The sequence below is a fragment of the Oceanihabitans sp. 2_MG-2023 genome (assembly GCF_030547245.1).
Classification (GTDB): Bacteria; Bacteroidota; Bacteroidia; order Flavobacteriales; family Flavobacteriaceae; genus Oceanihabitans.
In genome coordinates, this window is record NZ_JAUOQT010000009.1 from 30,078 (window position 1) to 51,642 (window position 21,565).

Below are 21,565 nucleotides of genomic sequence, written 5' to 3' on the forward strand. Positions count from 1 at the left end.
ATCTCAGCTTTAAAAATCCCTACCTTGACTTTTAAAAAAAATTGTTACTACTTTGTATAAAATTTCTTTATTAAAATGTTAAAACCCATAGGCAATAATATATGTAATGAAAATCGTTTTAGCGCTATTTTTAAAAAATATGCCAAAGACTTACATGCTTTTTTGTTTTATAAATACGGAGAACATTTAAACCCAAAAGATAAAGTGCAAGATGCATTTATAAAGCTTTGGCAAAACTGTGGTAAAGTCTCTCCCGAAAAAGCGAAAAGCTATTTATATACTGTAGCTAATAATTTGATGTTAAACGAAGTTGCACATCAAAAAGTTGTTTTAAAGCATCAAAAAACAAAACCCACAGCGCATTCTAACGAATCGCCCGAGTTTTTAATGGAAGAAGATGAATACCGCAAAAAACTAGAAAAAGCTATTGCAAATTTAACCGAAGCACAACGTATTGCTTTTTTAATGAATCGTGCTGAGGGGAAACGTTTTAAAGAAATCGCATCCCTTTTAAATATTAGCACAAAAGCAGTAGAAAAACGAATTTATGGTGCATTAAAAAAATTAAGAGAAGAAATTGATGAGTTATGATTCCGGTTTTTACTGGGAAGGCCGTTTTTTGAAACTTCAAAACAAAAAAATTGGATAATTATTTTTTCAAGGTAGGAGTTTTCACCCTTCACTTGTTATATAATAGAATAGTACAAAATGAATAAAGAAGAACTAATACTAAAATGGTTAGATAACGATCTAACTCCAAAAGAGCTTGAAACATTTAAAGCACTTGCCGATTATGAGTCGTTAATTAAATTATCGAACTACAGTAAAGGATTTAAAGCACCTAAATATGATACAACAGATGCTTTACAAAACACCTTAGACTCTATTGAAGCAAAAAAAACTGTTTCAAAAAACTGGCTACAACCTATATTAAAAGTTGCTGCGATTCTGGCGATTTGTTTTGGTGGTTATTATTACACCACCACTTTAGACAGTACTTTTGCTACCCATTTTGCTGAAAAATCTAGTATAGAACTTCCAGATCATTCCTCTGTACATTTAAATGCACTTTCTAAAATCACTTTTAATAAAACAAACTGGAATAATAATAGAACCATTACACTAGATGGTGAAGCTTTTTTTAAAGTGGAAGAAGGCAGTACATTTAATGTAAAAACAGATGTAGGAACGGTAACTGTTTTGGGCACACAATTTAATATTAAACAGCGTAAGAATTATTTTGAAGTAATTTGCTACGAAGGTACAGTGCAAATAAATTACAATACTGCAAAAACTATTTTAAAAGCTGGTGATTCTTTTTTAGTATTAAACGGAAACATTATAACAGACTTATCTATTAACAAAAAACAGCCAGAATGGCTTAACAATGTTAGTGCTTTTTCAAGCTTACCTTTAAGTGAAGTGTTAGCAGAATTTGAAAGACAATACAAGATTAAGTTTGACACTTCCAATATTAAAGTCAACACTTTATATACCGGAAAGTTTACACATAAAGACATAGATATTGCACTTAAATCTATAACAGAACCATTACATTTAAACTATACAAAAAACAACAAAACCATTATTTTATCGCGTGAATAAATCGCTAAAAAATGCGCTATTATTAATTTTCTTTTTTTTTGGTTGCCTAACTGTTTTTTCGCAAAACAAAAAGCAACCTTTAGCTCTTGTATTGGATTTAATCGAGCAACAATTTAAAGTTAGTTTTTCTTATGCTGACAGTACTATTAAAGATTTAGACGTCTTTTTCGATGGCGAGAAAAAACTAGATATTATTATAACTTCTTTAGAACAACAAACGCAGTTAAAATTTAATAAATTAAACAAACAATTCATTACAATTGTAAATCCTGAAGCAGACGCTTTTGCAATTCAAGAACTTGAAGAAGTATTTATTTCCAACTATCTAACTACAGGAATTAACAAAAAACTCACAGGAAGCATTACCATAAAGCCAGAACAATTTGGTATTTTACCAGGCTTAATAGAGCCAGATGTATTACAAACCATACAAGCACTTCCAGGAGTTATAAGTGTAGACGAAACGGTTTCTAACATTAATATTAGAGGAGGAACGCACGACCAGAACTTAATTCTTTGGGAAGACATTAAAATGTATCAATCTGGTCATTTTTTTGGGCTTATTTCTGCATTCAATCCATATTTAACAAACAAGGTCAATGTTTCTAAAAATGGAACCTCAGCACAATATGGAGATGGTGTTTCTAGTGTTATAGATATGCAATTATCTAATACAATACAAAGTGATTTTAAAGCGGGAGCTGGTTTTAATTTAGTGCATGCAGATATGTATACCAAAACACCAATTGGCAAGCATGCTGAGCTACAACTTTCGGCAAGACGTTCGTTTACAGACTTCGTAACCGCTCCTACATACAAACAGTATTTTAAACGAATTTTTCAAGATTCAGATTTAGATAACAATCAAGAAATTGAAAACAATACCATATCAAAAAATGAAAAATTTTACTTCTATGATTTTACAGGAAAGTTTCTATTAAATATCTCTAAAAAGGATAAGCTACAGATTCGTTTTTTAACCATTCATAATAATTTAGACTACGAAGAACAGTCTACCATAAATAATATAAATGAATCTTTAAATAGTAATCTTACACAACGCAATATGGCTGGTGGAATTAGTTATTCCAGAAATTGGAATTCTAAATTAGCTTCTACAGCACAAGTATATTTTTCTAAATACAACTTAGATGCTAAAAATTTTGACATAATTAACAACCAACGCTTAATACAAGAAAATAAAGTATTTGATAGCGCTATAAAATTAGACACTAAATGGAGGATTAATGAGAACGCTAACTTTCAAATTGGCTATCAGTTTTTTGAAGTTGGCATCAGTAATTTAGAAGATGTTAACAATCCGGAATTTAGAAGCTATATTAAAGAAGTAATTAGAAGTCACGCTACTTTTACTGAAGCACAGCTAGTATCCAACAACTTAAACACTAATGTAAAAGCTGGAATACGTTTTAACTACTTCCCAAAATTAGACACCTTTTTAGCCGAACCAAGAATAAGCTTTAGCCAACGGTTTGCAAATTATTTTAGATTAGAGCTTCTTGGTGAATTTAAGAGTCAGACAACTTCACAAATTATAGACTTACAAAATGATTTTTTAGGAATAGAAAAACGTCGTTGGGTTTTAGCTAATAATACAGATATTCCTATAATAAAAAGCAAACAAGCTTCTTTAGGAATTAATTACAATAAAAACAAATTTCTAATTAGCATTGAAGCTTACTATAAAAAAGCAGATGGAATTACAACGAGGAGTCAAGGTTTTCAAAACCAGTTTCAGTACATAAAAGCTATAGGAAGTTATCAAGTAAAAGGAGTTGATTTTTTAATCCATAAACAGTTTACAAAATTTAATACTTGGCTAAGTTATTCATATAGCAAAAACGATTACACTTTTGAAAGTTTGAATAACGCAAATGCATTTCCTAATAATGCAGATATAACACATGCTGTTAATTTTTCAAATACGTATACACAAAACAAATTCAAATTTGCCTTAGGCGTAAATTGGCATTCTGGGAAGCCCTATACAAAGCCAGATAAAACTATTACATCTAGTAATATTAATTACAATTCACCTAACAGTTCTAATTTAAAAGACTATTTACGTGTAGATTTTTCTGCTACAAAAGATTTTAAAATTTCGGAAGGAATAAATGCTGAAATTGGAGCTTCAGTTTGGAATCTTCTAAACACAAAAAACACGATTAACAGATACTATGTTTTGGATACAGATGAAAACATTTCGAAAGTAGAAAACCAATCGTTAGGCATTACACCAAATTTAAGTTTACGTGTTTATTTTTAGACTACAAATATTCTTGATACTGCATCACTCTAAAATCGAATGTATTAAATTTAGAATTACTAGCTTTAAGCTGTTTATATAGAGACATACTACCAATAGCTCTATTTGCAGATCCTGACGAAGAGGTTAAAGAAACCGTTTTAATAATTCTATCCTCTAAATTAAACCGATGTATTCTTGGCACTTCGTTTACAATTAATTCTAATTTGATATTATGTTCTTTTATATGTTTTCGGAAGAAATATTCAGGACCATTTTTACTATTTCCTCCAATAAACAATAGCGTTTCAATACTTGGATGCTTTTTTAGGTATGCAATTATATTACGAAGCTGAATATTTTGCATCCCTAAATCGGAAGCATCTATTTTTTCACGTTCGGCACTTGCTACAATATCGCAAACGCCTATTTTATGCTTAATAAGAAATGTTTTTCTTTCGTCTATTGCTTCTTGCGAATTATCGTACCTTAAATTCAAACCATGAATTTTTTCGATATACAACCATAACGAATTGTAGTAACTACCATAACAAAAATCTACATCTTTTTCTAAAAGCGCTCCTACACTAAATCTTGGAGGAGGAAGCGTACCTACAATTAATTTCTTAGTGTCTTTTTGTATAAAGGGTTGGTATGGATGTTTGTGAAGAAACATTATTCTTTTTTTATTTTTTCACCAAGTTTCTTACCAATAATATAAGCCACAATAATACCAAGTAAAATAATTATAATATTCAGAAAAATATAAAGTGTATATAGAAAAATATTTTCTTTAGACTGAAAACAAAAACTAGGTATAAAACAGATCTCTGATGATTTCTCTGTAAAAAATGTCAAAGAAAAACTAGAAATTAAAATCACAAATATGCTTATTACTAGATACTGCACTTTTGAAAGCTGCTTTTTCTTAACACCTGTTGGTTTAAAAACATTGCGTTCTGTTTCTGTACGTTTATCATTTTGTAAAGACCAAACAACTTTTTTTTCTTCTGTACTCATTTTACTCCTGTATTAAAAATACGAATTCACTCTTAAGTTATATTGAAATTCCAAAGAAAACATTTAATCCCCTTTTTAAACCTCCTGTTCCATAAATACAAGAAAACACATACAAAAATGGGTTTTCGAATACACCTATGTACTTTTACGTTTCTTAGTTTAAGATTATGGTTGGTTCACAAAATTATGTTTTTGCTTGAATTTTCGCTTTAAATTTTGTATTTTATATAATCAACAAATAAATTTAAGCTATGGGAAAAGGAGACAAAAAAACAAAACGAGGTAAAATACACAGAGGTACTTTTGGCGCAAGAAGACCAAGAATAAAAAAACGTATTAAACCCGAAGCTAAAATCGATATTACTAAAAAAGCAAAGGCTTAATTATCTTATAAACATTAAATCTTTCTCGGTTGACATGGCTTCGCTAAAACCATAACCGTCATAATTAAAGCCTTTTAAATCTTCAATTGTTTTTGCATTTGTATCTACAATATATCTAGCCATAGCCCCTCTTGCTTGTTTTGCAAAAAACGAAATTACTTTATACTCGCCATTTTTTAAATCTTTAAAATTTGCTGTAATTACTGGTACCTTTAAAGCCTTTACATCTACAGCTTTAAAATATTCGTTACTTGCTAGGTTTAAAAATAGTTCATCTGCTTCTAACTCTTTGTTTAAGGCTTGTGTTATTTTCTTCTTCCAGAATTCGTACAGGTTTTTATTTTTACCTATAGGCATTTTTGTACCCATTTCTAATCGGTAAGCCTGCATTAAATCTAAGGGCTTTAACACACCATATAAACCAGAAAGTATACGAACACTATCCTGTAATACGTTTAGTTTTTCAGTTGGAATTGTACTTGCATCTAAACCTTTATACACATCACCAGAAAAAGTGTACACTGCTTGTCTTGCATTTTCTTTTGTAAATGGCAAGTTCCATTCTTGGTTGCGCTCGTAATTAAGCTGTCCTAAATTATCGGAAATATGCATGAGCTTAGATAAGCTTTTTGCTGATTTCTTTTTTAGCACTTTATTTAAGCGTTCTGCCTCATTTAAAAAAATAGCTTCTGTGCTTTTTGTTGTTGGTAATTGCGTTTCAAAATCTAAAGACTTTGCTGGAGATAGTACTAGTTTCATATTTATTTCCTGTGAAATCAGGAATCAATTTAAAAGGTTAAAATCATTTTCTTTTTCAAATTTACAATTTACATCGGTATCTTTTTCGACATATAAACTGAAATTTTCTATACTTATATAAGGGTTTGTTATGAAAACGAATTTGCGTTAAGGATTGTAGTGGCATCCTTTTTTGAGGCACGAGAAAAAGATATAACGAAAAGCCTGCCCTTTTTTTCTGCTAGGTCTAAAAACCTAGCAAATTAAAAAAAGGAAACGCCAAAATTATTAAAGAACTTAGTTGTTTACATGCTTCGAGTAGTGTCTCCATTTTTCGATACATTGTTGGATATCGTCTGGTATTTCGGACTCAAAACGCATGAATTCTTCTGTTTTAGGATGTATAAACCCTAGTGTCTTTGCATGTAGTGCTTGTCGTGGTAAAATTTTAAAACAGTTGTCTACAAATTGTTTGTATTTGGTAAATGTGGTTCCTTTTAAAATAAGGTTTCCGCCATAACGCTCGTCATTAAAAAGGGTGTGCCCAATATGTTTCATGTGTACACGAATTTGGTGTGTACGTCCTGTTTCTAACTTACAAGAAACCATAGTAATATAGCCTAAACGCTCTATCACTTTGTAATGTGTTACCGCTGGTTTTCCGTTTTCGGCTTCGTCATCTAAATAGACAGTATTTTGCAACCTGTTTTTGGGATGTCTACCAATATTACCTTCTATTGTACCTTCGTCTTCATTCATATTTCCCCAGACTAATGCTACATATTCGCGTTCGCTAGTTTTTTGAGCAAATTGATTTGATAGGTGTGCCATTGCTTCTTCGGTTTTTGCGACTACGAGCAGGCCACTAGTATCTTTATCTATTCGGTGTACTAAGCCTGGACGCTCACTAGAGTTGTTTGGCAAATTGTCGAATCTATGAATTAATGCGTTTATTAGTGTACCCGAATAATTGCCATGTCCTGGATGCACTACCATTCCTGCTGGTTTATTTACTACAAGTAGTTCGTCGTCTTCGTAAACTACATCTATAGGAATATCTTCGCCTACTAAGAGATTCTCGAAAGGTGGATGTGCAAATTTAACGCGAATTTGATCCAAAGGTTTCACCTTATAATTCGATTTTACTGTTTGGTCATTTACAAAAATGTTTCCATTTTTTGCTGCTGTTTGAATTTTATTACGAATTGCATTTTCAATTTTATTCATTAAATATTTATCAATTCGTAAAGGCGCTTGCCCTTTATCTACGGTAAAAGCGTGATGCTCGTAGAGGTCCTCTTGTTCTTCTTGATTTTCTGGTGTGTAGTCTTCTTTCATCATTCGTTTCCGCAAAAGCGGTTATTTCTTTACAATCGTTTAATTTAAAAGACTAAGGTCTTTTTCCGTTTCCTAAAACTACATCTATTTTAGAAGTTTTTGGTAGTAAGTCTCCAGCTTTTAGTGTTTTTCCTTCAAAGGATAATTTCACAACCTCATCCTTACCTAAATAATCAATATATGTTTTTTTACCAATAGTAAAGCCTAAAGCTTCTAACATTGGTTTTGCTTGTCGATAGGTACGTTCTCTTAAATCTGGAACTTGTATTTTTCGGTAACCTGAAGGATTTAATGTTAAATAAATTTTACGATTTTCTTTTACTTTTTCGCCAGAAGGAGGATCTTGATCGATAACAGAAAATTTTGGGTATTTTGGATTAAAATTGGCAGAATCCTGTATTTGCATTACTAGATTATTCTCTTTCAGCTCTATTTCGGCAACATCAATAGATTTTCCTTTTAATTCTGGAACGGTTTCAAAATCGCCATGATTAGTAGTATAACTCAACCATCTTAACATAAGAAAAGTCAGTACTGCTATAGCCAAAAAAGCCAATCCAAGTTGTTTTAAAAATGTTTTACTGGTAATAAATTTAACAATGCTCATGATCTTATTTTAGATAGGCAAATATATAAAAACAGAACTGTTTTTACTTTTGATTAATTAATGATATTTTAGCTTAACTAATAATAAGTACTATTTATTATATAAAACTAGTATAATTAACAAGTTTACCACTTGTGTGGGAAATAAATATGAAAAAAAACATTGCCATTATAATGGGAGGATATTCTAGCGAATACAAAATCTCACTAAAAAGCGGAAACGTTGTACACGAAATGCTTGATGCTACTAAATACAACACGTACAGAATTCACATTTTTAAAGACAAATGGGTTTATGTCGATGTTTACAACAAGGAGTTTGCCATTGACAGAAATGATTTTTCGGTTACCATTAATGAAACAAAAATAACTTTTGATTGTGTTTTTAATGCTATTCATGGTGCTCCTGGAGAAGATGGTTATATGCAAGCATACTTTAACTTGTTAAATATTCCGCAAACCAGCTGTGGCATGTACCAAGCAAGTGTAACGTTTAACAAACGTGATTGTTTAAGTATTTTAAAACCTTATGGAATTAAAACTGCCGAAAGTTTTTATATAAATCTTGGAGATACAATCCAAGAAGACGCTATTGTTAAAAAAGTAGGCTTACCTTGTTTTGTGAAAGCCAATAAAGCTGGAAGTAGCTTCGGGATTACTAAAGTGTATAGAAAGAAAGATTTACAAAATGCCATCGACGTTGCTTTTAAAGAAGATGATGAAATTATAATTGAATCTTTTTTAGATGGCACTGAAGTTTCTGTTGGTGTAATTACCTATAAAGGAGAAACTAAGGTTTTACCCATTACAGAGATTGTACCTAACAATGATTTTTTTGATTATAAGGCAAAATATTTAGGCGAATCGCAAGAGATCACTCCTGCTAGACTAACCAAAGGCCAAGAAGAAAAAGTGAATACTATCGCAAAAAAAGTGTACGAAATTTTAAAAATGAAAGGCTTTAGTCGAAGTGAATTTATTTTTAAAGATGGAGAACCACATTTATTAGAGGTTAATACCATTCCTGGTTTAACCAAAGAAAGTATTTTACCGCAACAAGCAGCAGTTGCAGGAATAACACTTCCAGAATTATTTGATAACGCAATAACAGAAGCATTAAAGTAATACGTTAACTATGTTTTTCTTTGGCACTAAAAATTCTAAAATTAAAAGAGGTCAGATTAGTAATGTCACTTGTCCTAACTGCAAAGAGGTAACAACTCTTACTTTTACTGTTTTTGGAAAATATGTACACTTTTATTGGGTTCCAATGTTTCCGCTAAGAAAAAAGACAATTGTAGAGTGCAACTCTTGTTACAGAACCTATAACATTAAAGAAGCTCCAGAACCTGTAAAGCATAAATTTCAGCGTGAAATGACAGGAATCAAAACACCGCTTTGGTATTATAGTGGTCTTGCAATACTTGCTTGTCTTATTTATTTAGCATTTTATTTAAGTAAAAAAGACGAAATAAATGACGCAAATTATATACAAGAACCAAAAGTTGGAGATATGTATACCATTGAAGCTGCAAAAAAGGGTTACTATACCACTATGAAGGTGAATAGAGTAACAAAGGATAGTATTTTTGTAATTAGAAATGACTTTGACTTATTTAGAAGATCCAAAATATATAGAATAAATAAAGACGAAAACTACACCACTAAAATAGATTCTTTTTCTAAAACAGAATTACAACATTTATTTAATAACGGCAATATTTTTGAAGTAGACAGAAAGTAAACAGTATATACAAATCATTAAATTAATATTTCTATATTTATACTACTAACAATAAAACGCCTTAAGTAATAAGGATACAATTATGAGACGAGCACTTTTCCCTGGATCTTTCGATCCTATAACCCTTGGTCACTATGATATCATTAAACGTGGTGTTAAACTTTTTGATGAAGTTATTGTTGCAATTGGAGTAAACTCTGAAAAAAAATACATGTTTTCGTTAGAAGATAGAAAGCGTTTTTTAGAAGAATCTTTTAAAGACGAGCCAAAAGTAAAAGTGGTAACCTATAAAGGTTTAACAATCGATTTTTGTAAAGAAATGGAATCGGAATTTATATTGCGAGGCCTAAGAAATCCTGCCGATTTTGAATTTGAAAAAGCTATTGCACACACCAACAGAAAATTATCAAAAATAGAAACCGTTTTCCTTTTAACCGCTGCCAGAACATCCTATATAAGTTCTAGTATTGTTCGAGAGGTTATTAGAAACAATGGGGATTACACGGTTTTAGTTCCAGATAGTGTTCGAGTTAAATAACACCACTACTAAAAAAAAAGCGAGCCAATTGGCTCGCTTTTTTTTAAAACTTATATTCTGAAAGTGGTTTAGGGAAATCTTCAGGGTTAGCTGCTAAATGATATCTAGGATCATCTACATCTTCCTCTATAACACCTCTAAACTTTGGACTTGCTTTATATAACAACACCTTACAGTCTTCACTTAAATGTTTTAATTTTATACTTTTTCCTTCTGCTTGATATTTTTCCACTAAATTAAAAATAGCTTCAATAGCAGAATGATCACTAATACGAGATTCTACAAAATCAATCTCTACTTTCTCTGGATCATTTTTCGCATCAAACTTTTCATTAAATGCCTGAATACTTCCAAAAAATAATGGTCCCCAAATTTCATAAACTTTCGTTCCATCTTCTTTTACACGTTTCCTTGCTCTAATTTTCTTGGCATTTTCCCAGGCAAAAACTAATGCCGAAATAATTACTCCAACAAATACTGCTACTGCTAAATCTACAAATACTGTAACTAATGAAACGGTAATAAGCACAATAGCATCAGACAATGGTATTTTCTTTAAAATTCTAAAACTAGACCAAGCAAAAGTTTCAATAACCATCATAAACATAACGCCAACTAACGCTGCAATTGGCACCATTTCAATCAATTTATCTGCAAATAAGATAAATGACAATAAAGTAACTGCCATCATGATTCCAGACAATCTCCCTCTTCCTCCTGCATTAATATTAATTACGGTTTGACCAATCATACCACAACCTCCTGTTCCGCCAAACAAACCAGAAACAATATTTCCTGCTCCTTGGGCAACACATTCTCTATTTCCGTTTCCTCTTGTTTCTGTTAATTCATCTACTAAATTCATTGTCATTAATGACTCAATTAAACCAACGGAAGCTGCTAAAAATGCTGGTAATGCAATAAATTTTAAGGTATCTAAATTAAAAGGTAATTTTTCCCAAAGCTCCATGTTTGGTGTTGGAAACACTCCTTTTAAACCTGTCCCTCCTCCTTCAATGATATAAGACCCTACTGTAGAAACATCCATATTAAAACCAACTACAATAAGACTCGTTACTAAAATAGCTGTTAATGCTGCTGGTAATTTTTTTGTGATTTTTGGCAATCCCCAAATGATCCCCATTGTTAGCAATACCAAGCCAATCATAGTATATAATTCGGTTCCTTGCATATAAGTACTAACATATTCTTTTACTCCTGCAGCAGAAACTTGTAAAGATTTATGGGAAAACATTTTTACTTGTGCCATAAAAATCACAATCGACAAACCATTAACAAATCCCATCATTACAGGGTGCGGAATTAAACGAACAAAGCGTCCTAATTTAAAAACACCTGCAAAAATCTGAATAATTCCCATGAGCACCACACAAGCCATTAAATAGAAAAACCCCATGTTTTCAATAGGTGTATCCATTAACATTCCTTTGGTATGCCCATCTGCAATCATACTCACAAAAATAACAGCAACCGCTCCTGCCGCTCCCGAAATTAAGCCTGGTCTTCCCCCAAAAATTGCCGTTATTAAACCAATTATAAATGCTCCAGATAAAGCCATTAGAGGATCTATCTGTGCAACAAAGGCAAATGCCACTACTTCTGGTATCATTGCTAGAGAAACAGTAATTCCTGCTAACACATCGTCCTTTGCATTTGGAACTATTTTTCTTATAAACTCTGTCATGTCATTGTTTTTGAAGCAGCAAAAGTACTGTTAATTAACAGAAACGCAAGTGCATATTACTATATTTGTACTTTTATTAGCTACTAAAACGTTTGAAAAATGAAGAAATTTTTATTGCTTCTTATTATATTGACTTCTTGTTCTTCGGAAAAAAACAAATCAAATTTTGATTTTACAACTACTTTCGAAAAAAGCCAAGGCACTGAAACTGCTAGCTATAAAGAAGTAATTCAATACTATTCGCAGTTAGCGGAAGAATTTCCAGAAATCTCGATACAAGCAATTGGTGAAACAGATTCTGGGAAACCTTTACATATAGTCACTTTAAATTACGGAAAGAGTTTCAACTTTTCGGAAATAAGAAAAAACAAACGTATTATATTAATTAATAACGGCATTCATCCAGGAGAATCGGATGGCATTGATGCTACCATGCTATTATTCCGAGACATCGCACAACAAAAAATAAAAGCACCACAGAACACGGTTTTAGTTACTATTCCTATTTACAATATTGGTGGAAGTCTAAATAGAAACACCACAACAAGAACCAACCAAAACGGGCCAAAAGAATATGGTTTTAGAGGAAATGCTAGAAATTACGACTTGAACAGAGATTTTATAAAAAGTGACACCAAAAACGCGAGAACCTTTGCGCAAATATTTCATTTAGTACAACCAGACGTTTTTATAGATAACCATGTCAGTAATGGTGCAGATTACCAATATACCTTAACTCATTTATTTACACAGCACAATAAACTTGGTGGTGATTTAGGCAACTATTTACACTCGGAAATGATGCCAAAACTAGAAGAAAAACTAGCCACTAAAAATTGGGACATCACTCCTTATGTTAATGTGTTTAATAAAGTTCCAGAAGCAGGATTTAGTCAGTTTATGGATTCGCCAAGATATTCTACAGGTTACACCACTTTATTTAATACTTTAGGAATGATGGTTGAAACACACATGCTTAAACCATATAAACAAAGAGTCGAAGGCACTTACGAACTCATGAAAAGCATGCTTGAAATTACGGAAGCAGATAGTGACAAAATTAAAACGCTTCGCAAAAACCATAATCAAAAACTACTAAAAAATAAAACGTACCCTTTAAACTGGATAGTAGACACAACAAAAGTTTCTACTTTAAATTTTAAAGGATTTGAAGGAAAAAAAATCCCAAGTGAAATTACAAACAATGAACGTTTAAAGTTTGACAGAAGCAAACCTTTTACAAAAGAAGTTAGATACCAAAATTATTTTAAGCCAACAGATTCTGTACGTATTCCTAGTGCTTATGTAATTCCTCAAGGGTGGTGGCATGTAATAGAATTGTTAAAAGTAAATCATGTAGCAATAGTACCACTTAAAAAAGACACTACCTTACAAGTTGAATCCTATAAAGTGGACAAATTTGAGACCAGAAAATCTCCTTACGAAGGCCATTACCAACACTATAATACCACTGTCAAATCTTCCATAGAAAAAGTGTCTTTTAAAAAAGGCGACATTATAATACACACTAATCAAATAGCACTTCGTTATGTATTGGAAACTTTAGAACCACAAGCACCAGATTCTTTCTTTAATTGGAATTTTTTCGACACCATCTTACAACAAAAAGAAGGATTTTCACCTTACGTTTGGGAAGATAAAGCAAAAGAATTATTAATGAAGAACCCAAAACTTCAAATTGCGTTTAACACCAAAAAAACGTTTGATAAAGAATTTGCTAATAACTGGTATGCACAATTAGATTGGCTACATAAACAAAGTGAAAATTATGAAAAAGCGCATTTACAATATCCTGTATACAAACTGAAATAGAAACTAAACCAAAAGTTTAATATTCGCATAGCTGTTTTCTAAAGCTTTTAGACTTTGCGCGGGATTTAACCATTCTACTTTAGTAATTCCTTCATTTTCTTGAGGATATAATTTCCCTGTAAAACTAGTTTTCATTTCAAACCAATAGGTAACCTTAATTTTATATTTACCATTACGCTTAAAAATATGATACGTAGTTTGCAAAGGTTTTACTATTTTCAAACCAGCAACGCCAGTTTCTTCAGCAACTTCTCGAATTGCTGTTTCTTCAATAGTTTCATGTGGCTCGGTTTTTCCTTTTGGTAAATCCCATTTATCATTTCTGTAAATAAAGAGAATTTCTCCTTCTTGGTTAAAAACTTTTCCTCCACCTGCAACTACATTTGGAAGTAGTTTCAAAAACTTTTTAAGCAGTTTTTCGGGTTTTTTATGAATTAATCTAACTTCTTTTAAGGAAGTAGTATTAAGCTCTTTAATAACTTTTAGAATATCTACAGAGTCAAGCAAATAGTTTTTAAAACCAGATTCTTTTTCTACAATATTAGTAAGTACTATAGGTTTGTCGCTTACAAAAACTTGATACATTATTTTTAGTATGGTTAGGTTTTGTAAAAATATCATTTTTTTGCTCAAAACAAATAGCAATAAAATTAAATTTATATGTAGTTTTGCATCTATGATTTTTAACAAAGATACCGCCAAAAAAACAGCAGAAGTATTATTGCAAATTAATGCGATAAAACTTAGTCCGAAAGATCCCTTCACTTGGGCTTCTGGATGGAAATCACCAATTTATTGCGACAACAGAATCATATTATCTTTTCCGCCAATTCGAAATTATATTCGTGAAACGATGGGAAAACACATTGAATCGCAATATGGTAAACCAGATGTCATTGCTGGTGTTGCTACTGGAGCTATTGGTATTGGTATGTTGGTTGCAGAATATTTAGGTCTACCTTTTATTTATGTAAGACCTGAAGCTAAAAGCCATGGTAGAAAAAACCAAATAGAAGGATTTATAGAATCTGGACAAAACGTTGTAGTTGTAGAAGACTTAATAAGCACAGGGAAAAGTAGTTTAAACGCTGTAAAAGCTTTAAAAGAAGCTAAGGTAAATGTAAAAGGAATGGTAGCCATTTTTTCTTATGGTTTTGCTATTGCAGATCAAAATTTTAAAGAAGAAAACATTACACTACACACTTTAAGTAATTATAAAAACTTGTTAGAACAAGCATTAGATACAAAATATATTACTGAAGACCAGTTACAAACTTTATCCGATTGGAATGCAAACCCTAGTGAATGGAACGCTTTTTGAAGTAGTATAAATATTGTTATATTGTAAAACACAATAAACAACTAAACAAATAACAACAAACAATACAATGAATTTACAATCTCCAAAAGCAACCATTCAAAAATCTGCGCAAGAAACTTTTGATTTTTTATGTGACATAAAGAATTTTGAAACTTTAATGCCTGAAAACATAAGCAAATTTGAAGTTTTAGATAAGGACAAATTTCTTTTTGCTTTAAAAGGGATGCCAGAAATTGTTTTAAAAAAGAAAGAAACAGAAGCTCCTAACAAAGTTGTTTTAGGTGCAGCTGGAGGGAAATTAGATTTTTCTTTAACCGCCAACATTATTGAAATTACAGAAAACACTAGCGAAGTACAATTATCTTTTGCAGGAGAGTTTAACGCAATGATGGCAATGATGATAAAAAAACCAATAAGTAAGTTTATTGAAACTTTGGCTAATAATATGCCAGAAGCTGTTTAATACAAAAGCTTAATTTCTTTTAAATCGTATTCTTTTATAATATTATCTTCTAATAATACTTGAAGCTTTCCGTTTTGCGAAATAGATTGTATAATACCAGAAAACATATCTCCTTCTATGTCTTTAAACGTAGAAGGTTTATTTTTTCGAAACAAGTATTTTTCATAAGTTGTCTTTAATACTTCTAAGTTTCCACTTTCTAAAAACGAAAAATAGTACTTCAGGTTTTCAATACATTGAAATAAAATTTCATCTACATCAAAAACCTTTCCTGTTTGTACTTTTAATGACGAAGCTTGTGGTAAATTTTCAAAATGAATTTGATTTACGTTAATACCAATTCCTATTATAGAGTCTTTAAATTTATTTTGTTTGATACTATTTTCTATTAAAACACCACAAACTTTTTTATTTTCTGACAAAATGTCGTTAGGCCATTTAATATTTAATTTAGGTACTTCATGCGCTTTTAATGTCTTAATTATTGCAAGGGCTACAGTAATACTGATATAAAAATGCTGTTCGAAACCTAAAAAAGAAATATCTTTAACCACACTAAACATAAGGTTTTCACCAGAATTAGCAGACCAAGAAGTCCCAATTTGCCCACGCCCATTCGTTTGATAATCTGTTTGCACTACAGTATAATCTATTACAGCCTCTTTAGCACTTAATTCTTTTAAAAAAGTATTCGTAGAGTTGATGGCATTAAGTTTGATTATACGCATTATATTAGTGCTTTTAAATCTTATAGATTTTTAACAGTATAAAGAACTAAAAAAATAATAACTTTGCACAAATTTAATTCATATTAATGACAAAAGAACAAACAAATCCAGACCAACTAATCGCAGGTATATTAGCTGGAATTGAAGATGTAAAAGGACAAAATATAAACATTCTAGATTTACGAGAAATAGAAAATACAGTTTGTGACTACTTTATAGTTTGTGAAGGTACTTCTAACACACAAGTAAGTGCTATTGTTAATTCTGTACAGAAAAAAGTTAGCAAAGATTTAAAAGATAAACCTTGGCATGTAGAAGGTTTAGATAATGCCGAATGGGTTTTAATGGATTATGTAAACGTAGTTGTTCATGTATTTCAAAAACACATTAGAGAGTATTATGACATTGAGAGTCTTTGGGGAGACGCAAAAACTACAGTTATAGAATCTAACTATTAAACAGGATTACCACTTTCGTGGGAAAAAATATGGCAAACGAAAAAAACACAAATAGCAAAAAACCCAAGTTTAATTATTATTGGATATATGGTGGCATTATTGCCGTTTTTATACTAATGCAATTTTTAAACGGAAGTAGTTTACAAGACGCAAAAACAATAACTCCATCACAATTTTTTGAATATGCAAAAGATAATGATGTAGCAAAAGTGGAAATAATAAACAGACACGAAGCAAACGTTTATTTAACAACAGAGGCGCAAAATAAAGAAATACACAAGAAATCTAAACCTTCTAGTTTTATACCTAGTTCTACAAAGTTACCAAACTATAGTTTTGAAATTGGTGATTTACAGAACTTTGAAAACGACCTTAAAGCAATTGGTAAATACGATATTTTAAGTAATAAAACGGTTTCAAATGCTTGGGGTGATTTATTGATTGGATTAATACCTTTTATACTTTTAATAGGAGTTTGGGTATTTATTATGCGTCGTATGTCTGGTGGTTCTGGTGGTGGCGCTGGAGGCCAAATATTTAATATCGGAAAATCTAAAGCAAAACTTTTTGATCAAAACACAGAAGTAAAAACTTCTTTTAAAGATGTTGCTGGTTTAGAAGGGGCTAAAGAAGAAGTTCAAGAAATTGTAGATTTCTTAAAAAACCCAGAAAAATACACAAACTTAGGTGGTAAAATACCAAAAGGAGCATTATTAGTAGGACCTCCAGGAACAGGAAAAACCTTATTAGCTAAAGCAGTAGCTGGAGAAGCTAAAGTACCTTTCTTTTCTTTATCTGGATCTGATTTTGTAGAAATGTTTGTAGGAGTTGGTGCATCTCGTGTTAGAGATTTATTTAAACAAGCCAAAGAAAAATCGCCTGCAATTATTTTTATTGATGAAATTGATGCTATTGGTCGTGCTAGAGGTAAAAACGCGATGTCAGGATCTAATGACGAACGTGAAAACACCTTAAACCAATTATTAACTGAAATGGATGGTTTTGGTACAAACACAAACGTAATCGTCTTGGCAGCAACCAATAGAGCCGATATTTTAGATAAAGCTTTAATGCGTGCAGGTCGTTTCGATAGACAAATTTTTGTAGACTTACCAAACTTAACAGAGCGTCGTGCAATTTTTGATGTACACTTAAGACCTCTTAAAAAAGTAGAAGGTTTAGATATAGACTTTTTAGCAAAACAAACACCAGGATTTTCTGGAGCAGATATTGCAAACCTTTGTAACGAAGCTGCATTAATTGCTGCGAGAACAAATAAAAAAGCAGTAGAGAAACAAGATTTCTTAGATGCTGTAGATAGAATAGTTGGTGGACTTGAAAAAAGAAGCAACCTGTTTTCTGTCGAAGAAAAGAAAACGATTGCATATCACGAAGCTGGTCACGCTGCTGTAAGTTGGTTTTTAGAACATGCAGATCCTTTAGTAAAAGTAACTATTGTACCTAGAGGAAGATCTCTTGGTGCAGCTTGGTACTTACCACAAGAAGCATATATTACAAGAACAGAAAAGTTTTTAGATGAAATATGCGTAACAATGGGAGGACGTGCTGCCGAAAAAATTGTATTTAATCAAATATCTACTGGAGCTTTAAGCGATTTAGAAAACGTAACTAAAAAAGCAAAAGCAATGGTTATGATTTATGGACTAAACGAAAAAGTTGGTAACATAACTTTTTATGATCCAGCTGGAGAAAATGGTTTTGTAAAACCATACAGTGAGAAAACTGCTGAATTGATTGATAATGAGATTAAAAACATTATTGAAACACAATTTCAACGTGCATTAGATTTATTAGAGTCGAAAAGAGATGTTCTAGACAAACTTGCAAATAGACTTATAGAAAGAGAAGTGATTTTTAAAGACGATTTAGAAGAGCTATTAGGAAAAAGACCTTTTAAAACAGAAGATGAAGCACTTTTAGAAAAGTAATTTCTTCAAAAAAATTGTTAACATTAATTTAAAATCTTAAATTAACCCATTGGTTAATTTAAGATTTTTTATCTTTGAAAAACGCTATAGCTAAAGCAAAACCAGCTATAATTTAAATGAGTCTTTTTAGAAAAATATTTGGTTCTAAATCTGATACATCAGAAGAAGAATTACAATCGGACAAACGTGGCAAATACATGCCAGAAATTAAACTCCCAATAGATGAAAAGTTTACAATAAACTTTAAATCTAATGGTGGCAAGTTCTTGTATTGTGAAAATTTAAATGAAATTTTTGACTGTATGCAGCAAATTATTATTGAAAATAATTGGCAAGAAGCTAAAGTATTTATACTAGACACAAATTTACAAGACAAATTTTCTAATGTTAATTTAAATGTTTCCAAAAAAATCCCTGAAACAGAATATATGCTTACTACCTGCGAAAATCTTATTGCTGATGACGGGTCTTTACTTATTTCTTCTAACCAAATAGCAGAAAAAAAATTAAACGAATTGCCAGATAACTTTGTGGTATTCGCTACTACAAGTCAAATTGTAGAAAACATTGGAGAAGGTTTAAAAGGGATAAAAAAGAAAAACAAACAAAAAATACCTACAAACATCACGACCATTAAACACTTTAAATCTAGTGATGAAAAAGACTTCTTAACCTATGGAAGTAGTTCAAAAAACTTATATTTGCTGCTTTTAGAAGATCTTTAAGATGAAACCTTTAAAAAATGTATGTACTAAAAACAATACATCTGTTCTTTAAAAAAACCCAAAACCAATAGATGAAAGATATTGCTATTCGCGCATTTTCAGGATTAATTTATGTATTACTACTTGTTTTTTCGTTGTATAACAAACATGCATTAATTATTCTATTTTTTATTTTTGGTCTTATTTGTTTAGCAGAGTTTAAAAAACTAATCCAATTAAAAAGCCCTATATCTTATATTCTTTTTACTATTCTTTATTTCATTTTTGGTTATTGGCAGTTAGTAATGAATTCTTCTATAGGTTTAGACGAAGCCACACAAATACTACAAGTAATCACCATTTTTGTTCTTTTATTTTTAATTAAAGATTTGTTTTCTGAAAAAACAATTCCCCTTTTTAGTTCTAAAAGATTTATTCTTACTACTTTTTATATTTCAAGCGCATTTGTATTTTTAATCCTTATTGCAAATTATTATCCAGAGTACAATCCGAATATTTTACTAGGTTGTTTTATCTTAGTTTGGGTTAATGACACCTTTGCTTACTTGGTTGGATCTCGCTTCGGAAAGCAAAAACTTTTTCCTAGCATTTCACCAAAAAAGACTGTAGAAGGTTTTCTTGGTGGTCTATTATTTGCTTGTATAGCTAGTTATTTTATAGCCGAATACACCAACACATTGCGATTTACATATTGGTTAGTAATAGGCATTATAGTTAGTGTATTTGGCACTTTAGGAGATTTAATAGAATCTAAATTTAAACGCCAAGCCAATGTAAAAGATAGTGGCGTTATTATGCCTGGACATGGAGGATTGCTAGACAGGTTTGATAGTATTATATTTGCAGCTCCATTTATTTATTTATTTTTAAGAATTTCACATTATGTTTCATAAAGAAGGTTATAAAATTATAGCAATTACATTTATTATAGTTGTAGGCTGTTATTTACTTATTGATAATTTTGTTGCCTTAAATTGGCTTCAAATATTATTATTTACTGTCGTTGGTGTATTTCTAATTTTAATTCTTCAGTTTTTTAGAAATCCAAAACGAAATACGGTAAACAATAACAATCACGTACTTTCTCCTGTAGACGGAAAAGTAGTTGTTATTGAAGAAGTTTTTGAAAAAGAATACTTTAAAGAAAAGAGATTACAAGTAAGTGTTTTTATGTCTCCTTTAAATGTACATGTAACACGTTACCCAATAAACGGAAAAGTCTTATTTAGCAAATACCATCCAGGAAAATACTTAGTTGCTTGGCACCCAAAAGCTAGTGAAGAAAACGAACGTACTACTGTAGTAGTAGAAAACGATACTTACGGTAAAGTACTATACAGGCAGATTGCAGGTGCTCTAGCTAAACGTATTGTTAACTATGCTAAAGAAGGAGATACTGCAACGCAAGGTAGCGATTCTGGTTTTATTAAATTTGGTTCGAGAGTAGATTTATATTTACCTTTAGATACCAAGATTAATGTTTCGATTAACCAAAAAGTACGTGGTGGCGAAAGTATTATAGCAGAAAAATAATGACTTCTGAAGAATTAGATATAGCATTTAAAGATGCAGTTGCAAGAATAAATATGCATGAAGGTCCATTTCCTGCAGATTTCTTGTTACGTTTATATGCTTATTATAAAAAGGCTACAAACGACTATAGTAGACCTAGTAGTAAGAAAGAAATTATAAACGCATTTAAAACGAATGCTTTATTTCAAATTCAAAGTATTACAGAAGATCAAGCAAAACAAACCTACATTGATTTAGTAAATAATTACTTTTTATATAGAAAATGATACCCTTTAACTTCTTGTTAGAAATACTTGCTTTAGTTGGTATTATATTTATAATAACAGGAGTTTTCATGCAAATATTTCCACCAAAGAAAATAAATAGCCTGTATGGTTACCGAACGAATCGTTCGATGCAAAATCAGAAAAAATGGGATTTCGCACAAAAATACGCTGCTAGATTATTAACTATAATTGGTCTTGTACTTCTAATAATTTCTCTTATAAATAGTTTCTTTTCTATTCGTTATGGAGCTTCAGAAAAAATAACCAATGTTATTTTAATTATTGGTTCTGTTATATTCCTACTTATAAAAACAGAAAAAAGACTTAAAAACATATAATTTTAAGC

General features: G+C 31.0%; 25 protein-coding genes. 17 read left to right on the forward strand and 8 right to left on the reverse strand.

All coding sequences use genetic code 11. The annotated features are described in order from the left end of the window. The first annotated feature begins 75 nt into the window (after positions 1-75). The 3 genes from Q4512_RS14900 to Q4512_RS14910 all read left to right on the forward strand — a co-directional run bounded on the left by Q4512_RS14900 (position 76) and on the right by Q4512_RS14910 (position 3,892). On the forward strand, positions 76-591 hold the full coding sequence (locus tag Q4512_RS14900) for an RNA polymerase sigma factor (RefSeq protein ID WP_303426059.1): 516 nt from the start codon (positions 76-78) through the stop codon (positions 589-591). Between the two features lie 117 nt (positions 592-708). Continuing rightward, a complete protein-coding gene (locus tag Q4512_RS14905) occupies positions 709-1,605 on the forward strand; it encodes a FecR family protein (RefSeq protein ID WP_303426061.1) in 897 nt (298 codons plus the stop codon). Continuing rightward, entirely contained in the window at positions 1,598-3,892 is a 2,295-nt protein-coding gene (locus tag Q4512_RS14910; protein WP_303426063.1) for a TonB-dependent siderophore receptor, read from the forward strand. Before Q4512_RS14905 ends, Q4512_RS14910 begins: the two co-directional genes overlap by 8 nt. A gap of 1 nt (position 3,893) precedes the next feature. Here Q4512_RS14910 and Q4512_RS14915 read toward each other — a convergent pair whose 3' ends face one another. Both Q4512_RS14915 and Q4512_RS14920 read right to left on the reverse strand, forming a co-directional pair. Continuing rightward, entirely contained in the window at positions 3,894-4,547 is a 654-nt protein-coding gene (locus tag Q4512_RS14915) for a uracil-DNA glycosylase family protein (protein WP_303426064.1), read from the reverse strand. Beyond that, positions 4,547-4,891, reverse strand: a complete 345-nt coding sequence (locus Q4512_RS14920) for a hypothetical protein (protein ID WP_303426066.1) — start codon at positions 4,889-4,891, stop codon at positions 4,547-4,549. The genes Q4512_RS14915 and Q4512_RS14920 overlap by 1 nt, the downstream gene beginning before the upstream one ends. A gap of 251 nt (positions 4,892-5,142) precedes the next feature. Between Q4512_RS14920 and Q4512_RS14925 the strand changes: the two genes are divergently transcribed. Then, positions 5,143-5,274 carry a 30S ribosomal protein THX gene (locus tag Q4512_RS14925; protein ID WP_215968596.1) on the forward strand — a complete coding sequence of 44 codons (132 nt, stop codon included), beginning with the start codon at positions 5,143-5,145 and terminating at the stop codon, positions 5,272-5,274. Here Q4512_RS14925 and yaaA read toward each other — a convergent pair whose 3' ends face one another. The 3 genes from yaaA to Q4512_RS14940 all read right to left on the reverse strand — a co-directional run bounded on the left by yaaA (position 5,275) and on the right by Q4512_RS14940 (position 7,957). Then, positions 5,275-6,033, reverse strand: coding sequence for a peroxide stress protein YaaA (yaaA, locus tag Q4512_RS14930; RefSeq protein ID WP_303426067.1), 759 nt, complete (start codon positions 6,031-6,033; stop codon positions 5,275-5,277). A 276-nt stretch (positions 6,034-6,309) separates the two neighbouring features. Further along, positions 6,310-7,350: an RluA family pseudouridine synthase gene (locus Q4512_RS14935; RefSeq protein WP_303426142.1), complete on the reverse strand. Its 1,041-nt coding sequence runs from the start codon at positions 7,348-7,350 to the stop codon at positions 6,310-6,312. A 52-nt stretch (positions 7,351-7,402) separates the two neighbouring features. Then, positions 7,403-7,957 (reverse strand): PASTA domain-containing protein, encoded by a 555-nt coding sequence (locus Q4512_RS14940; RefSeq protein ID WP_303426068.1) that lies wholly within the window; start codon positions 7,955-7,957, stop codon positions 7,403-7,405. A gap of 149 nt (positions 7,958-8,106) precedes the next feature. Between Q4512_RS14940 and Q4512_RS14945 the strand changes: the two genes are divergently transcribed. The 3 genes from Q4512_RS14945 (at position 8,107) to coaD (ending at position 10,238) form a co-directional block, all read left to right on the forward strand. Next, positions 8,107-9,081, forward strand: a complete 975-nt coding sequence (locus Q4512_RS14945) for a D-alanine--D-alanine ligase (protein WP_303426070.1) — start codon at positions 8,107-8,109, stop codon at positions 9,079-9,081. A gap of 10 nt (positions 9,082-9,091) precedes the next feature. After that, on the forward strand, positions 9,092-9,700 hold the full coding sequence (locus tag Q4512_RS14950) for a zinc-ribbon domain-containing protein (RefSeq protein WP_303426071.1): 609 nt from the start codon (positions 9,092-9,094) through the stop codon (positions 9,698-9,700). A gap of 82 nt (positions 9,701-9,782) precedes the next feature. Continuing rightward, positions 9,783-10,238: a pantetheine-phosphate adenylyltransferase gene (coaD, locus tag Q4512_RS14955; protein WP_303426072.1), complete on the forward strand. Its 456-nt coding sequence runs from the start codon at positions 9,783-9,785 to the stop codon at positions 10,236-10,238. Positions 10,239-10,281: 43 nt separating this feature from the next. On the opposite strand, the gene Q4512_RS14960 is transcribed toward coaD, so the two are convergent. Continuing rightward, positions 10,282-11,943 carry a SulP family inorganic anion transporter gene (locus tag Q4512_RS14960; RefSeq protein WP_303426073.1) on the reverse strand — a complete coding sequence of 554 codons (1,662 nt, stop codon included), beginning with the start codon at positions 11,941-11,943 and terminating at the stop codon, positions 10,282-10,284. Positions 11,944-12,042: 99 nt separating this feature from the next. On the opposite strand from Q4512_RS14960, the gene Q4512_RS14965 reads away from it, so the two are divergent. Then, complete coding sequence (locus tag Q4512_RS14965; protein ID WP_303426075.1) at positions 12,043-13,776, forward strand: M14 family metallopeptidase; 1,734 nt, start codon at positions 12,043-12,045, stop codon at positions 13,774-13,776. Between the two features lie 3 nt (positions 13,777-13,779). Here Q4512_RS14965 and Q4512_RS14970 read toward each other — a convergent pair whose 3' ends face one another. Then, the gene (locus tag Q4512_RS14970; protein ID WP_303426144.1) at positions 13,780-14,361 is read right to left on the reverse strand and encodes an NUDIX hydrolase; all 582 of its coding nucleotides are present in this window, start codon (positions 14,359-14,361) and stop codon (positions 13,780-13,782) included. A gap of 91 nt (positions 14,362-14,452) precedes the next feature. Between Q4512_RS14970 and pyrE the strand changes: the two genes are divergently transcribed. Both pyrE and Q4512_RS14980 read left to right on the forward strand, forming a co-directional pair. After that, positions 14,453-15,097, forward strand: coding sequence for an orotate phosphoribosyltransferase (gene pyrE / locus Q4512_RS14975; protein WP_303426076.1), 645 nt, complete (start codon positions 14,453-14,455; stop codon positions 15,095-15,097). A 67-nt stretch (positions 15,098-15,164) separates the two neighbouring features. Beyond that, a complete protein-coding gene (locus Q4512_RS14980; protein WP_303426078.1) occupies positions 15,165-15,560 on the forward strand; it encodes an SRPBCC family protein in 396 nt (131 codons plus the stop codon). Here the strand turns inward: Q4512_RS14980 and Q4512_RS14985 are convergent. After that, a complete protein-coding gene (locus Q4512_RS14985; protein WP_303426079.1) occupies positions 15,557-16,288 on the reverse strand; it encodes a biotin--[acetyl-CoA-carboxylase] ligase in 732 nt (243 codons plus the stop codon). The two genes, Q4512_RS14980 and Q4512_RS14985, sit on opposite strands and share 4 nt — an antisense overlap. A gap of 86 nt (positions 16,289-16,374) precedes the next feature. On the opposite strand from Q4512_RS14985, the gene rsfS reads away from it, so the two are divergent. From rsfS to Q4512_RS15020, 7 genes are all read left to right on the forward strand, one after another. Next, positions 16,375-16,746, forward strand: a complete 372-nt coding sequence (gene rsfS, locus Q4512_RS14990) for a ribosome silencing factor (RefSeq protein WP_303426080.1) — start codon at positions 16,375-16,377, stop codon at positions 16,744-16,746. 29 nt (positions 16,747-16,775) lie between these two features. Next, positions 16,776-18,695, forward strand: coding sequence for an ATP-dependent zinc metalloprotease FtsH (ftsH, locus tag Q4512_RS14995; protein ID WP_303426081.1), 1,920 nt, complete (start codon positions 16,776-16,778; stop codon positions 18,693-18,695). A gap of 116 nt (positions 18,696-18,811) precedes the next feature. After that, positions 18,812-19,420: an LUD domain-containing protein gene (locus Q4512_RS15000; protein WP_303426082.1), complete on the forward strand. Its 609-nt coding sequence runs from the start codon at positions 18,812-18,814 to the stop codon at positions 19,418-19,420. A gap of 71 nt (positions 19,421-19,491) precedes the next feature. Further along, positions 19,492-20,313, forward strand: a complete 822-nt coding sequence (locus tag Q4512_RS15005) for a phosphatidate cytidylyltransferase (protein WP_303426083.1) — start codon at positions 19,492-19,494, stop codon at positions 20,311-20,313. Further along, the gene (locus Q4512_RS15010; RefSeq protein WP_303426084.1) at positions 20,303-20,953 is read left to right on the forward strand and encodes a phosphatidylserine decarboxylase family protein; all 651 of its coding nucleotides are present in this window, start codon (positions 20,303-20,305) and stop codon (positions 20,951-20,953) included. The genes Q4512_RS15005 and Q4512_RS15010 overlap by 11 nt, the downstream gene beginning before the upstream one ends. Continuing rightward, a complete protein-coding gene (locus tag Q4512_RS15015) occupies positions 20,953-21,219 on the forward strand; it encodes an acyl-CoA-binding protein (protein WP_303426085.1) in 267 nt (88 codons plus the stop codon). The genes Q4512_RS15010 and Q4512_RS15015 overlap by 1 nt, the downstream gene beginning before the upstream one ends. Continuing rightward, positions 21,216-21,557 carry an SdpI family protein gene (locus tag Q4512_RS15020; protein WP_303426086.1) on the forward strand — a complete coding sequence of 114 codons (342 nt, stop codon included), beginning with the start codon at positions 21,216-21,218 and terminating at the stop codon, positions 21,555-21,557. The genes Q4512_RS15015 and Q4512_RS15020 overlap by 4 nt, the downstream gene beginning before the upstream one ends. The last annotated feature ends 8 nt before the right edge of the window (positions 21,558-21,565 follow it).

Excerpts from the sequence above, each read along its gene's own strand:
- Q4512_RS14920 (WP_303426066.1), bottom strand. The coding sequence starts at position 4,891 with ATGAGTACAGAAGAAAAAAAAGTTGTTTGGTCTTTACAAAATGATAAA.
- rsfS (WP_303426080.1), top strand. The coding sequence starts at position 16,375 with ATGACAAAAGAACAAACAAATCCAGACCAACTAATCGCAGGTATATTA.
- yaaA (WP_303426067.1), bottom strand. The coding sequence starts at position 6,033 with ATGAAACTAGTACTATCTCCAGCAAAGTCTTTAGATTTTGAAACGCAA.
- Q4512_RS14970 (WP_303426144.1), bottom strand. The coding sequence starts at position 14,361 with ATGTATCAAGTTTTTGTAAGCGACAAACCTATAGTACTTACTAATATT.
- Q4512_RS14900 (WP_303426059.1), top strand. The coding sequence starts at position 76 with ATGTTAAAACCCATAGGCAATAATATATGTAATGAAAATCGTTTTAGC.
- ftsH (WP_303426081.1), top strand. The coding sequence starts at position 16,776 with ATGGCAAACGAAAAAAACACAAATAGCAAAAAACCCAAGTTTAATTAT.
- Q4512_RS15000 (WP_303426082.1), top strand. The coding sequence starts at position 18,812 with ATGAGTCTTTTTAGAAAAATATTTGGTTCTAAATCTGATACATCAGAA.
- pyrE (WP_303426076.1), top strand. The coding sequence starts at position 14,453 with ATGATTTTTAACAAAGATACCGCCAAAAAAACAGCAGAAGTATTATTG.
- Q4512_RS14960 (WP_303426073.1), bottom strand. The coding sequence starts at position 11,943 with ATGACAGAGTTTATAAGAAAAATAGTTCCAAATGCAAAGGACGATGTG.
- Q4512_RS14965 (WP_303426075.1), top strand. The coding sequence starts at position 12,043 with ATGAAGAAATTTTTATTGCTTCTTATTATATTGACTTCTTGTTCTTCG.
- Q4512_RS15005 (WP_303426083.1), top strand. The coding sequence starts at position 19,492 with ATGAAAGATATTGCTATTCGCGCATTTTCAGGATTAATTTATGTATTA.
- Q4512_RS14950 (WP_303426071.1), top strand. The coding sequence starts at position 9,092 with ATGTTTTTCTTTGGCACTAAAAATTCTAAAATTAAAAGAGGTCAGATT.
- Q4512_RS14935 (WP_303426142.1), bottom strand. The coding sequence starts at position 7,350 with ATGAAAGAAGACTACACACCAGAAAATCAAGAAGAACAAGAGGACCTC.
- coaD (WP_303426072.1), top strand. The coding sequence starts at position 9,783 with ATGAGACGAGCACTTTTCCCTGGATCTTTCGATCCTATAACCCTTGGT.
- Q4512_RS14980 (WP_303426078.1), top strand. The coding sequence starts at position 15,165 with ATGAATTTACAATCTCCAAAAGCAACCATTCAAAAATCTGCGCAAGAA.
- Q4512_RS15010 (WP_303426084.1), top strand. The coding sequence starts at position 20,303 with ATGTTTCATAAAGAAGGTTATAAAATTATAGCAATTACATTTATTATA.
- Q4512_RS14985 (WP_303426079.1), bottom strand. The coding sequence starts at position 16,288 with ATGCGTATAATCAAACTTAATGCCATCAACTCTACGAATACTTTTTTA.
- Q4512_RS15020 (WP_303426086.1), top strand. The coding sequence starts at position 21,216 with ATGATACCCTTTAACTTCTTGTTAGAAATACTTGCTTTAGTTGGTATT.
- Q4512_RS14915 (WP_303426064.1), bottom strand. The coding sequence starts at position 4,547 with ATGTTTCTTCACAAACATCCATACCAACCCTTTATACAAAAAGACACT.
- Q4512_RS14905 (WP_303426061.1), top strand. The coding sequence starts at position 709 with ATGAATAAAGAAGAACTAATACTAAAATGGTTAGATAACGATCTAACT.
- Q4512_RS15015 (WP_303426085.1), top strand. The coding sequence starts at position 20,953 with ATGACTTCTGAAGAATTAGATATAGCATTTAAAGATGCAGTTGCAAGA.
- Q4512_RS14940 (WP_303426068.1), bottom strand. The coding sequence starts at position 7,957 with ATGAGCATTGTTAAATTTATTACCAGTAAAACATTTTTAAAACAACTT.
- Q4512_RS14945 (WP_303426070.1), top strand. The coding sequence starts at position 8,107 with ATGAAAAAAAACATTGCCATTATAATGGGAGGATATTCTAGCGAATAC.
- Q4512_RS14925 (WP_215968596.1), top strand. The coding sequence starts at position 5,143 with ATGGGAAAAGGAGACAAAAAAACAAAACGAGGTAAAATACACAGAGGT.